9 protein-coding genes and 1 pseudogene are annotated in these 12,554 nt (G+C 63.4%); 7 read left to right on the top strand and 3 right to left on the bottom strand.

Annotated features, from left to right (window positions below; all coding sequences use genetic code 11):
* Positions 1-48: 48 nt before the first annotated feature.
* From OHB12_RS04455 to ltrA, 3 genes are all read right to left on the bottom strand, one after another.
* Entirely contained in the window at positions 49-2,418 is a 2,370-nt protein-coding gene (locus OHB12_RS04455) for a DUF6603 domain-containing protein (RefSeq protein ID WP_327116400.1), read from the bottom strand.
* A 917-nt stretch (positions 2,419-3,335) separates the two neighbouring features.
* Positions 3,336-4,721 carry an IS1380 family transposase gene (locus OHB12_RS04450; protein ID WP_442800070.1) on the bottom strand — a complete coding sequence of 462 codons (1,386 nt, stop codon included), beginning with the start codon at positions 4,719-4,721 and terminating at the stop codon, positions 3,336-3,338.
* A gap of 52 nt (positions 4,722-4,773) precedes the next feature.
* On the bottom strand, positions 4,774-6,549 hold the full coding sequence (gene ltrA, locus OHB12_RS04445) for a group II intron reverse transcriptase/maturase (RefSeq protein WP_327116396.1): 1,776 nt from the start codon (positions 6,547-6,549) through the stop codon (positions 4,774-4,776).
* Positions 6,550-7,282: 733 nt separating this feature from the next.
* On the opposite strand from ltrA, the gene OHB12_RS04440 reads away from it, so the two are divergent.
* The 7 genes and pseudogenes from OHB12_RS04440 (at position 7,283) to OHB12_RS36100 (ending at position 12,450) form a co-directional block, all read left to right on the top strand.
* A complete protein-coding gene (locus OHB12_RS04440; RefSeq protein ID WP_327116394.1) occupies positions 7,283-7,645 on the top strand; it encodes a hypothetical protein in 363 nt (120 codons plus the stop codon).
* A gap of 93 nt (positions 7,646-7,738) precedes the next feature.
* Complete coding sequence (locus OHB12_RS04435; RefSeq protein ID WP_327116392.1) at positions 7,739-9,046, top strand: IS630 family transposase; 1,308 nt, start codon at positions 7,739-7,741, stop codon at positions 9,044-9,046.
* Between the two features lie 122 nt (positions 9,047-9,168).
* Positions 9,169-10,340 (top strand): IS3 family transposase gene (locus OHB12_RS04430; protein ID WP_327114026.1). Its coding sequence is split into 2 segments (ribosomal slippage): positions 9,169-9,424 and positions 9,424-10,340, totalling 1,173 coding nucleotides; the frame shifts between segments, so codons are not numbered across the junction.
* 108 nt (positions 10,341-10,448) lie between these two features.
* On the top strand, positions 10,449-11,552 hold the full coding sequence (locus OHB12_RS04425) for an IS630 family transposase (RefSeq protein ID WP_327120887.1): 1,104 nt from the start codon (positions 10,449-10,451) through the stop codon (positions 11,550-11,552).
* Positions 11,553-11,617: 65 nt separating this feature from the next.
* A complete protein-coding gene (locus OHB12_RS36105) occupies positions 11,618-11,839 on the top strand; it encodes a helix-turn-helix domain-containing protein (protein WP_442800069.1) in 222 nt (73 codons plus the stop codon).
* Positions 11,733-12,293, top strand: a pseudogene (locus OHB12_RS04420) (TetR/AcrR family transcriptional regulator); the annotation flags it as partial. The gene OHB12_RS36105 and the pseudogene OHB12_RS04420, both read left to right, overlap by 107 nt.
* Before the next feature lie 13 nt (positions 12,294-12,306).
* Positions 12,307-12,450, top strand: coding sequence for a hypothetical protein (locus OHB12_RS36100; protein ID WP_442800068.1), 144 nt, complete (start codon positions 12,307-12,309; stop codon positions 12,448-12,450).
* Positions 12,451-12,554: the final 104 nt, after the last annotated feature.

Genomic DNA, 12,554 nt, shown 5'->3' with positions numbered 1-12,554 from the left:
GCTCATCTCAGGATCGTGGTCCACGAAAACTGGTGTGACACAATGTGGTTACGGTGCGGCAGCGGTGAGCGGCGCGTCGGTGAAGTAGGTGGCCGCCTGGTCGGTGAACATAGTGAGCGGCCCGTCGGCGCCCGGTGCGAATCCGAGGGCATCCAGCGCCCCGTACACCGCAGCACGCCCCGCGCGCGCTGCACTCGAGTCGATACCGCTCTGGGGGTCGATGATCGCGGCGATGGATCGCGGATCCGCCACCGGCACCGGCCCTTCGGGCGCGGCACCCCGGGGCGGCAGTAGCGCGGGCTGCTGGGGTTCGATGATGAACGCGGTCGAGGAGACCGGGCCGAGGGTGTCGCCCAACGTCGGTGGCGGAACCTCGAATCGGAGCCCAGCCAGCGAACCGGTCAACAGCCCGTCACCGTCGAGGACATCGGTAGGTTCGTTCAGCTTGTCGCCCCACAGCGACTTCGGCATGTCCTCCTCGACGACGGTCACCGTCCAGCCGTTCTCTTCATCCTCCGGATCGAACACCGACCGCGTACCGGGTTCGGTGACATCACCGAGCCACACGCTGACCTTGTGGACCGACCGGACGCCCTGCTTGTCCATGGGGCGGATATTCGCGGTCGCTTCGCCGGTCCCGGCAAAGCGTTTCCCGTTCAGGGTGATTTCGGTGGCGGGTATAACGGCAGCGGTCGCAATCGTGAATCCGTCGGAGGACACCAGCGTCGGTTCGCCGTTGCCGTTGCGCACTGCGATCTCGGCGGGAGCGGCATCGGCGAGGATGCCGTGCAGCGGGGTGATGCTCAGCGGGGACGGTAGTTGTACCCGGAATTCGTCCCAGCCGATCGCAGCGGGCCCGTCGCGGCTCGCGCCGATTCCGATGGTGAAGGAGATGAACCACACCTTGACCTTGGCTCGCCCGCCGATCGGCGGGCCCCACAGCTCCAGATCCACCCCGACCGACAGCGATACCCGGACTCTGATGAACCACACCTTCACCGTGGCGGCCACACCGATGCTCATACCCATGGACAGGTCGAAATAGAACGGTTTCCACTGCACCAGCACGTCGAGCCAGGCCGAGAACCAGGCCTCCACCCGTATGCCGTGATGGGCGTCGTAGCGGGCATCCAGGGCACCACCGGCCATGAAGGCTCCGTCGGTGACCGCCGCATATACCTGTCCGCGGATCGCGATCGGACCCAGCTGCCACACCCATCCCACCCGCGGCACTACTGGGTAGTACGACGGCTTCTTGAACTTGCGATGATAGCCGCCGAGAGTGAACACGAACCCGCGACCACCGCCGACCGCCGTGCGGTCCTTGCCCCAGATGTACAGCGACAGACCACCGGTCAGTTGCGCGTCGGGATCGAGAACATAGGAGCCGGGCGCGACGACCACATCCATCGAGAACAAATTCTCATCCGCACGGTAGGCGATGGCGAGATCCACCGCGACCCGCGCGATCGGCTTCTTCGCCGCCTTGCTGCGCGGCAGGTCGACAACCGCGCGACCCAGCAGCATCACCTTCCAGTCCTGTCCACCCTCGACCAGCAGCAGCACCTTCGCATCAAGGAATCTGAACGAGGAGAACTCCAAGCCCCCCGCACCCCAGTACTGGCCCTTCCTCGGCGTGATCCACCCACCCGACCCAGCCAGCCGTTCCAGCACCTGTTCCGGTGTCGTCTCCGTGCCGCCCGAAAGACGTTGTACAAGAGGAAATTCCGACACTTCATCGATGCGTGGTTGGCGAACTGTGGAGTTGATGCCGAAACCGAGCGATATCGCGTTGACCCGGAACGCGGGCGGCCCGAACAAGCCCACCTGAGGGTTGCCCGCGATCTCACCGAACAGGAACATCGACGTCCAGCCGTCGTGGCCGCGCACATAGCTGCCCGCAGCGAGCAGCGCGAAGAACCCGGTCTCGATCGTCAGCAGGCCATTGATGACCTCGGCGTACCGATCGTCCGAACGCCGTTCCAGCACACCGGTCAACCGCACCGGCGGCTTGTCCATCGATACGCCCGCACCCTGCAGTAGTGGCGTGAACTCGAACCGTGGAGTCACCGCGACACCGAGCCCGATCAGCGCCAGCTGCACCGGTTCAACCGTCATCACCGCGTCGAAGGCGACCCGGATCTGCCCTTTCACGAAACCGACGGCGACCTTCGACACCCGCACCGGTCCCGCCACCAGGTTCAGTTCCCGTGATACCCCACCGTCAGCGGAAGCCAGCACCACCTCGGATCCATTTGCAGCGGTAGCGATCTCACCGCCAACAGCACCGGAACCTCGACTCAACTCCAGTACCAGCAGCGGCTGCGGAGTACCGGCGATCTCGAGCCCGAGCATCGCCGACACCCCCGCACTCATCCCCGCCGCCGGCATCCTCAACCCGACGCTCTCCTGTGACATGACCAGTGCCCTTCACTGCGCGGCTACTGCTGCCGTCCGAATGTGATTGCTGCCCTGTGTAATCCAATACTCATCGACACCATCTCCCCGTCGACGGAGAGCGACAGCGACCACCGGCGGGCCCGCCCGACACCTCGCGTCGTGTCGTCGTGCCAGGTTGAGCGCCATCCGTCTGCGAGAGAAGGCGGTTACCAGCGGTCTTCCTCCCCAAGATGCAGGCATTGCCGGACACGAGCATCGGACACCTCCTCGGGCAGCACCGTGCCGAACAGATCATGAAGCGACACCGACCACACGAATCAATGGCCGTGAAATATTAAGTCCCCGTGCAATTCTCGACTCTGAACGCTTGAACGATAGTACCGCGATAGCGAACGGGAATGGGTCGAATCGACCGAGATCCCTCAGTCCGCCAGCTCACCGAGAGTATGTGATACGGATTGTCACACAGTACTTTCTCGATAACCTTGGCACTGGGCACGGACGTGAACGCGGCGGGCGCCGCGGGCGTGGCTAGTGCCGTGTCAAGCAACCTTCGGTAGGTAATCAGGTTGCCGGACTTTGGAGTTGACGGCGAAGTCGCGTTTGGGTCGAGCGTGCTGGTTGTACCAGCGGATGTAGGCGCCGATTGCGGCATCCTGTTCGTCGTGGCTGCGGTGATCGGTCCCATTCAAGGCGAAGTACCGCAGAGCCGCGAATTCGGACTCGGCGGGTAGCGAGGGCGTGTTACCACGCCCTCGCCCCCTAAGCCTCGATCCGTGGATGGTTCGGGGGAGGCTGGCGGGTCTGGTGGTTTTGATGTTTCGGCTGGTTGATCCTGGTTTTGGGTAGGGGTGTGTTGCTGGTCTGCACCAGCTTTTTCCACGTGTTGGTTCGGTTCGGGCCTGGGGCGGCGGGTGGACGGTGGGTCGGGAAGGTCAGGTGGTTGCCGCAGCGGTGTGGCTGTTGGTGTCGAAGATGCTGTGCCACAGGGTTTTCCATGACTGTTCCCAGGGCCAGTGGTCGGGGAGGTGCAGGACCGGCCTGCGGGCGGGCCGGGCGAAGCGGGCGGGAACGCAGACCAGGTCGCGGCGCAGGGTGGCGCCGCGGGCGACGGTGTGCCGTGGTGATCCGGTGAGGGTTCCGGCGGCACGCAGCAGGTTGTGGGCGATCTGGGCGCAGATCGCCCAGACAGTATTGGCGGGAAAGTGTCCCGAGGGCAGGTGGGCCAGAGGGCCATCGATCAGGTCGGAGATCACGGTTTCGATGATGGCGTGGCGGCGGTGGACCAGATCGGCCTCGGTTGTGGACAGCTCGGAATTGGTGGCGAAGGGGTGATACCGCCAGACGGGGAACAAGCCGTCGCGGTAGTTGGCGTCACGCACCCTGCGCACGATCAACCTGACGGTGATGCCGCTGCGGCCCGTGCCGATAGTGTGGGTGATTTCGGCGACTTCGGCGTCGGAGATCCACTCCCCGGTATCGGGATCACACACCGCACCCGGGTATTCCACCCCGGTCCAAGCGTCGTCGGGAATGGCTGCGATGGCCCGGTCCACAGCCTTGTTGCGGGTGATCGCGAGAGAGAATTCCGCATCGTGGGCCAGCGCGGTGCGCATGATCTTCTTACTGCCGAACGCCGAATCGCCGCGCAGCAAGATCTTGCCGGCACCGATATCACGGGCGGTGCCGATCGCCGAGGCCACCTGGGAGGCCGCGCCCCGGCCCGAACCGGCCCGGCCCGAACGCAGCCGCATCTCGGCGATCACCGGCGCGGCCGTGTCGGTGGACAAGGTGGTCAGCAGCGGGGACAGACCCCGGCGCAACACGACCTTCCCGGCGATCTTGGAATGCCCGAACGACGCGCCCTGCTTGGCATGCCCGTACACCGGGCGCAGCACCGAATCGATGTCCACATACACCCGGTCACCAGCACCGGGCAGCAGCGGGGTGCGGGCGGCCAGTGCGATCAGGTGTCGGCGGGCGAGGGCGGCCACCTGCTGAGCGTGCCCGAAACTGAACTCGCGCAGGAAGATCCCCAACGTCGAGGGCGCATACACTTCGTCGAACACCGTCGCGGTGCCACCGGCACGCAGCAGGTCGGCATGATCGATGTGGTCGCCACCGCACAACATCGCGCCGACCAGCGCCGTGAGCTTCCCGGCAGGGTTCACCGCCCCGGAGGCCACCCGCGCCGAGTCCACCGTCACGCACTCGCCGATCAATGCCGAAAGCCCTGTCTGCTCAGCCAATTCCATGACCGGCACCAACCCAGCTGCCGAGTCGGGTAGGACCGCCGCATTGCGGCGGCGGTCCCCCCTCAGAACCGTACGTGCCGGTCGTCCCGGCATACGGCTCGAGCAAGCCGCGGGGGCTTCACGGGTTGCCGGTTCTCCTGCGAGCCCGAAGACTGCGGTGGCAGGAGGCGTGCATAAGGCGTGTCGGGTTCCCGTCCGACGGGTTGTCCCGCCCGTAATGGGTGAGAAGGTCGGCGGCGATCGCCCGTTTGACCACACCGAGCCACCAGCGTTCCCACTCCTGTGGGGACTGGGGTTGGTCGGGGGTCAGTAGGTGGTCTCGGCAGAGCGGGCAGCGTCCGTCCTGCTTGGTGAGCAGGCCGGTGTTGTAGCTGTCCAATGCCGGTTTGACCTTGCGGCGCCGTCTGATCCAGTAATCGCGCAGGTCGGGGTCGTCCGGTGACGCCCCGCCCGCGATCAGCCGATGCCGGACGATGTCGGTCCAGGCGAACTTGACGATATGGGCGATGTTCTCGCCGTGGTCGCCGACCCGATGGTCCGGATCACCGAACACCCATCGGTCGTCCCTGAACCTGTGGAACCGACCGAAGTAGCGGTTCGTCACCCACCCCTTCGATTTCTTGGGGTGGCTGCGGCGAGCCCACCGGTAGGTGAGCTTCCATACGTATGCGTCCAGCGAGTTGAATATCTCGCTGGATACCGCGCCTCGGTAATAGGCGGCCCAGCCCCGGATGATCGGGTTGAGCCGGGCGATGACCGCCATCGCATTCGATCCGCGCAACCGGCGCATTTCGTCCGCGAGCCTGCGACGGACACGCTTGACCGCGTCCGGACTGGGTTTGATCAGCAATTTGCCGGGTGACGATCCACGCCGGTAACGACGAATATTGAATCCGAGGAAATTGAAGCCCTCTTCGAGGGACACGATGCGTGTCTTACCCTCGTTGAACGCTAGTCCCCTCGGAGCCAACCACTCAGCCAGTCGTGCCTTGACCTGTTCGGCCTGCTGCCGAGAATGACAGCATACTGACAGGTCATCGGCATATCTCACCAGAACCGGTGAGTCCACCCGTGTTTCCCCGGCTTTGACGCCAGAGCGGACATAGCGGACCCCTGCGGCCTCCTCCAGACCATGTAGTGCCACGTTCAATAGCAAAGGGCTGATCACACCCCCTTGCGGGCTGCCCTCCCAAGTGGGAGAGAATCGCCCGTTCTCGATCACCCCGGCAGTCAGCCATTCTCGGATCATGCCCCTTGCGGGAAACGAGCCGAGCGCGTCGAGTAGCCGGGAATGATCAATTTTGTCGAACGCGGCCGACAGATCAGCGTCCAGAATCCAGACTCTTTTGGCCAGTGGCCCTTTGAGCGTGGCGAACAAGGACTCGATCGCGTCGGCGCAGCTGCGCCCGGGACGAAACCCATACGAGCGGGGCTCGAACCGGGCTTCCCATTCGGGTTCCAGCGCGTTGCGGACCCGTGCCTGATGACACCGATCCATCAGCGCGGGAATACCGAGTCCGCGCTGTTTTCCATTGTCCTTCGGAATATACACGCGCCGAACCGGCACCGGCTCCCACGACGAACGCGAACGATGCACCCGCACCGCCACATCCGTGCGGGCCTCGCTCGACAGAGCAACCTCCCCATCGACACCGGCCGTTCGACGCCCAGCGTTGCGCTGAGTCACCTGCCGCACACTTACCAACGTGTTCGACCGTGACCGCAACATCAACTTTTGCAGCGACCGGACCCTGGCCCAGTCCTGCTTCCGCGTCGCCTTGAAGATCCTGCGCCGCAACCTCGCTACGTTCTCCTCGTGCAGACGCCAGTCAATGACGTCCCAGTTCACAACTGCGGCAACGTCCTCGGGTCCGTTCACCGTGACGGTGTCCAACTTGCCCCTACGGTTCGCGAGGCCACACGGCCCCGATGTTCAAAAGCTCACCTGCTCACGTCAGCACCCTCACGGGCCCAACCACTTCCGGATTGGTATCCGGCCGGTTATACCGCAACGGTCGTCGAAGGACCGACCACGTCGTCACGGGTTTCCCGTTGCCTTTCGGCCACCGGCATTGGCTTCTTGAGCATCCTGTCCCGCCGAGGGATTCCGCCCCTCTCACGATCGGCCTACCAGCCGGCGCTCGCGCCAATCTGCTGGACCACGGCGGGTTTCCACTTTCCGCACACCCGAGTTGCGGCCGGTTCGGGTGCCCTCTTTACCCCGAGACCACGCGGTGCTCACACGGCCGGTCTCGTGCCTCCGGCCGTCGCGCGCCCCCTCTACCAGGGGCAAGGTCCTATCACCCGGTCCGCTTCCCATCTCCCGAGGCTGAGCATAACGAGGCGTCATCAAGGGTTCATTCGCATTCACCCGCCCGGCCTTCTCCCTGGCCTGTGATCCCCCGGATGGAACGGGAGTTCCTTGGGCACGCTCCCCGGGCTTCGCACCCCACAAGCCAGGAGCCTGCGACGCACGCCAGGGCGGGAGACGGGCATTTCGAGCACTCACCCGGAGCTACGTCACCGGCACCACCGGTCCTCCAATACTCGTAGCTCGCTCAGAGGTGTGCGACCGGTGTCGCACCACGAGATTCCTCTCGTCGAAGACAGCCGACCCCACGGCGAACATGTGCGATGATCTCACTGAAAATGCCTCTCGATTCCTGCACGATCCTGGCCTCGACAACCACGATCATCCCAGGTCGAAAGGCATTTTCCTTATCTCACACACCGACTGTGACCAGCACCCCATCCACGGATCGAGGCTTAGGGGGCGAGGGCGTGGTAACACGCCCTCGCTACCCGCCGAGTCCGAGTTCGCCGCGCTGCGCTACTTCGCGCTCAACGGCACCGACCATCGCAGCCACGGCGAGCAGGACGACGCCATCGGCGCCTACATCCGCTGGCGCAACCAGCACGCAGAACCCAAACGCGAGTTCGCCGTCAACTCCAAGATCCGGCTACCCGATTACCTGCCCTACGTTGCTTGAAGCGGCACTAGTGTGTCGCGCCTGAAATTCGGTCTTTAAGTTAGTTGCCTGTTTTTCGTGCCGCATCGTGGACCTTCTGCTGTTGAGATCACCTTGTCCGTCAACGAGCGTGCCGAGTTGGTGCACAAGTTGGAGTCGCCGGATCGGCGTGAGGCTGAGCGGGCCCGGATCGTGCTGGCGTGTGCTGATGGCATGTCGAATGCTGGTGCGGCCCGGCAGATCGGTGTCGCGGTGGTGACGGTGGCGAGATGGCGGCGCAAGTTCGCCGAAAAGAGGCTGGATGGGCTGGTGGACCGGGGTCGCGAGGGGCGACCGAAGGCGGATTTGGTGTTGACCGATGCCGAACGCGTGCAACTGATTTCGTGGGCGCGCCGGGCCAAGACGGCCCAGTATCTGGCGATGCGGGCGAAGATCGTGCTGGCTTGCGCCGAGGGGGCGACGAACAGGCAGGTCGCGGCCGACCTCGGTGTGGACGAAAAGACCGTGGTCCGCTGGCGGGCTCGTTTCATCACCGACCGCTTGGACGGGTTGTCCGACGAGCCACGGCCAGGCCGGCCGCCGTCGATCCTGCTCGACCAGGTCGAAGACGTGGTCATCACGACTTTGGAGTCGACCCCGGGCACCGACACCCATTGGTCACGGGCGTCGATGGCCGAACGCAGCGGGCTGTCGAAGTCGACGATCGGCCGGATCTGGAAACGCTTCGATCTCAAGCCGCATCTGCAGGACTCGTTCAAGCTGTCCACCGACCCGCTGTTCGTGGAGAAAGTAGTCGATGTCGTTGGGCTGTACCACAATCCGCCCGAGAAGGCTGTTGTGCTCTGCGTCGACGAGAAGAGTCAGATCCAGGCCCTGGACCGCTCCCAGCCGGTGCTGCCGATGATGCCGGGCACGCCCGAGCGCCGCACCCACGACTACCTGCGCCACGGCATCACCAGCCTGTTCGCCGCGTTCAACATCACCGACGGTAGCGTCATCGGCGAACTGCACCGCCGCCACCGCGCGCGAGAGTTCAAGAAATTCCTGATCACCATCGACAAGGCCGTTCCAGCCGAACTCGACGTGCACCTGGTCTGCGACAACTACGCAACCCACAACACCGCCGAGGTCAAAACGTGGCTGGCTCGCCACCCTCGCTTCCACATCCACTTCACCCCAACCGGATCCAGCTGGCTCAACCAGGTCGAACGCTGGTTCGGCCTACTCACCGAGAAACTGATCCGCCGCGGCGTCCACACCTCGGTCAAAGCCCTCGAAGACGACATCAAAGGCTGGATCGACACCTGGAACGACAACCCACGCCCGTTCACCTGGACGAAAACAGCCGACGAGATCCTCAAATCTCTCGCCGACTACCTAGCGAAAATCAACCCCACCACATCCACACAATCAACGCGATGACTTAAGGGCAGAATTTCTGGCGCATGACACTAGTGTCTCGCGCCGGGAATTGAGGTGCCCGGTTCCCTCCGGACAGTGACCCCTCGTAGGGTTGGTTACTCGAAGTGAGAGGGAAACGGGTCGTGGGTCATCAGAGGAGAAAGTACTCGCCCGAATATAAGGACGAGGCAGTGAAGATGGTGCTGGAGAATCCGGGACGTCCGATCGCGTCGATCGCGCGGGATCTCGGAATTCATGAGGCGACGTTGGGCAATTGGGTGTCTCGGTATCGGGAAAGGAATCCGGGCGCGGAGGAACCGTTGACGGTTTCGGAGCGGGCTCGGTTGCGGGAGTTGGAGCGGGAGAATCGCGAGCTGCGCATGAAGGCTGAGTTTTTGGAAAAAGCGGCCGCCTTCTTCGCGAGCCGCCAGCAGTGAGATATACATTCATCGCAGAGATGGACGCGGAGAAGGCGTATCCGGTTGCCTTCATGTGCACGAATCTGAATGTGTCGAGATCGGGGTACTACGAATGGTGTTCCCGTCCGGTGTCGGAGACCGAGAAATGGCGTGAAGATCTGAAACTGATGATCCGGGCAATCTTCGACGACAGTCACGGCACCTACGGGTATCGGCGCATCCATGCGGTGCTGGTGGCCTCGGGCTACGCCGTGGACGACGATACCGTCCGCCGGCTGATGCGTGAGCTTGATCTGGTGCCCTGCCAGCCGAAACCGTGGCGGCCGGCGACCACCGAGGCCGACATCAACCACCGAATCCCCGACCTCGTACGCCGCGACTTCACCGCCGAAGCGCCGGGCGAGAAATTCGTCTCCGATGTCACCTATATTCGAACACAGGAAGGCTGGATCTATTTGGCGACCGTGATCGATTGTTACACGAAAATGGTGGCAGGCTGGTCCATGGCCGACCATTACCGAACCTCGCTGATCGAGGACGCGCTCGACATGGCAGCCACCCGAATCGATATCGCACCGAGTGCGATATTCCACAGCGACCGTGGTTCGAACTACACCAGCTACGATTTCGGCAAGAAGCTGAGGAGCATGGACATGCGTCAATCCGTCGGCCGCACTGGCGTGTGCTGGGATAACTGCATGGCCGAATCGTTCTTCGGTGCCCTGAAGAATGAGTGGCTACACCGCGTGACGTTCCTCACCCGCGGCCAGGCACGGCGCGCAGTTGTAGAATACATCGAGACATTCTACAATCGGAAACGAATCCACTCGGGGATCAACTACAAGACCCCGATACAGGTTCATGCCGATTATCTGAATCGGCAGGCAGCAGCATGAAATAGCCCTTCAGGGTACTGTCCGGAATCCGCCGGGCCCCTCAAATTCATTGTCAGATTTTCGGTGGAACGTCGGCGTGTCGGAGGGGTGATGCGCGTCTGTGTGGGGATGCTGGTGGTTGTGGCACAGCGTGGACCTCGGATGCAGCCGTTGGTATTGACCGATGAGGAACGGAAAGTCCTCGTGGGGTGGGCGCAGCGGCGCAAGACAGTGCAGGCGTTGGCGCAGCGGTCGCGGATCGTGCTGGCGTGTGCGGAGGGTTTGTCGAATACTGATGTCGCTGCGCGGGAGCGTGTTTCGTTGCCGACTGACGGTAAGTGGCGCCGACGCTTCCTGGAGCGGCGGCTGGACGGGTTGAGTGATGAGCTGCGGCCGGGTGGTCCGCGCACGATCGCCGACGAGCAGGTCGAACAGGTGATCGTGGCCACGTTGGAACGGTCGCCGAGGAACGCCACGCACTGGTCGAGGTCGTCGATGGCCGCCGAGACCGGTCTGTCGAAGTCGTCGATCGGCCGGATCTGGAAGGCGTTCCGGTTGCAGCCGCACCGGGCCGAGGAGTTCAAGATCTCCACTGATCCGCTGTTCGTGGACAAGGTGCGTGATGTGGTCGGGTTGTATCTGGATCCGCCGGAGAACGCGATCGTGTTGTGCGTGGACGAGAAGGCGCAGATCCAGGCCCTGGACCGCTCGGCGCCGGTGCTGCCGATGATGCCGGGCATGCCCGAGCGGCGCACCCACGACTACGTCCGCCATGGGATCACGACCCTGTTCGCCGCGTTGAACACCGCCACAGGTGAAGTGATCGGGCAGATCCACCGCCGCCATCGTGCCATCGAGTTCAAGAAGTTCTTGACCAGGCTCGACAAGCAAGTGCCCGCCGAACTGGACGTGCACCTGAGCTGTGACAACTACGGCACCCACAAGGCGCCGATCATCATGAAATGGCTTGCGGCGCATCCCCGCTTCCACATGCACTTCACTCCGACCTACTCCTCCTGGCTCAACGAGGTGGAACGCTGGTTCGGACTGCTCACCGACCGGCAACTCCGCCGCGGTGTTCACAAAAGTGTTGCCGCACTGGAGAAATCGATCCGTGACTGGATCGTCATCTGGAACGAGGACCCCAAACCGTTCGTCTGGACCAAAACCGCCGACGAGATCCTCGAACGACTCGCCTCATATTTGCAACGAATTCCTGGCGCGGGACACTAGCTGGGTCGAGCAATTGATATCGCGAAAGCTTCAACCGTTGCAGGCCTACGACGCCGAACAATAACATCCAACTCTGCCTCACCGCCTGGCATTATCTTGAGAACGGCGGTCGACTCACCCCGACTGCGCACAGCCCGCATGTACACAGGAATACTGTCCGGCAAAGAGCCGACCGTATCGATGCCCTCATCGGAGCAACCTGGCGATTGCCACCCGACAACGTCGATATGCACTTCACACTGCGTCTATGGAAGCTCAGAAGTTCAATGCCGCCCGCACCGGACTGACCGCAGGCAACGGCGAGCTGCCCCGCTGCTCGCGGCCGCCTTGGATGCCTTCTACGAACATGGATTTCACGGCACCACAGTGCGCGACATCGCCCGACGCGTCGGCCAGACCGTGCCCTCGCTGTACTACCACTACGACAGCAAGGAGGGCGCATTCGTCGCCATCCTCGAACTCGGCGCGACCGAGCTCGCCTGGCGGGTGAAAGCGGCCGCGGACGCCGGTGCCGATCCGAGACAGCAGTTCGTCAACGTTGTCGAGACGATAGTGCTGCACATGGCCCACCGGACTCGCCTGGCCGCCCTCGACCCAGAACTGCGGCGTCTCTCGCCCGAGAACCGCAAACGGTACGCCGCTCACCGCAAGCAGATCGGGACCCTGCTGACCGAAATCATCGGGACGGGCGTGCGTGAGGGGACCTTCACCGCCGCCGATCCAACGGAGAGAGACGGTACGGGCACTGCTGGGCATGTGCCAGTCCATCGCACGCTGGTACCAGCCCGCTGGACCGCTCGCACCGCAGGAGCTGGCAGCACGCTATATCGATATTGCGCTCGCCACCGTGTGTGCCCAGCGCCCAGCTCGCGGCCGTACCATACGAAAGCCCCGGTGAAGGCCGCCGCCATATGAACGACGATATTTGTTCCACGATTTCGGCCGCGCCGATATGTCCGAGAAATCCGACTCGCTGACTGATTGCGGCTGCCGAAAACTCAC

Origin of the sequence: Nocardia sp. NBC_01730 (assembly GCF_035920445.1) — a bacterium.
Classification (GTDB): domain Bacteria; phylum Actinomycetota; class Actinomycetes; order Mycobacteriales; family Mycobacteriaceae; genus Nocardia.
The sequence above is the reverse complement of the archived record's forward strand: the minus strand, read 5'-3'. Positions and strand labels throughout refer to the sequence as shown.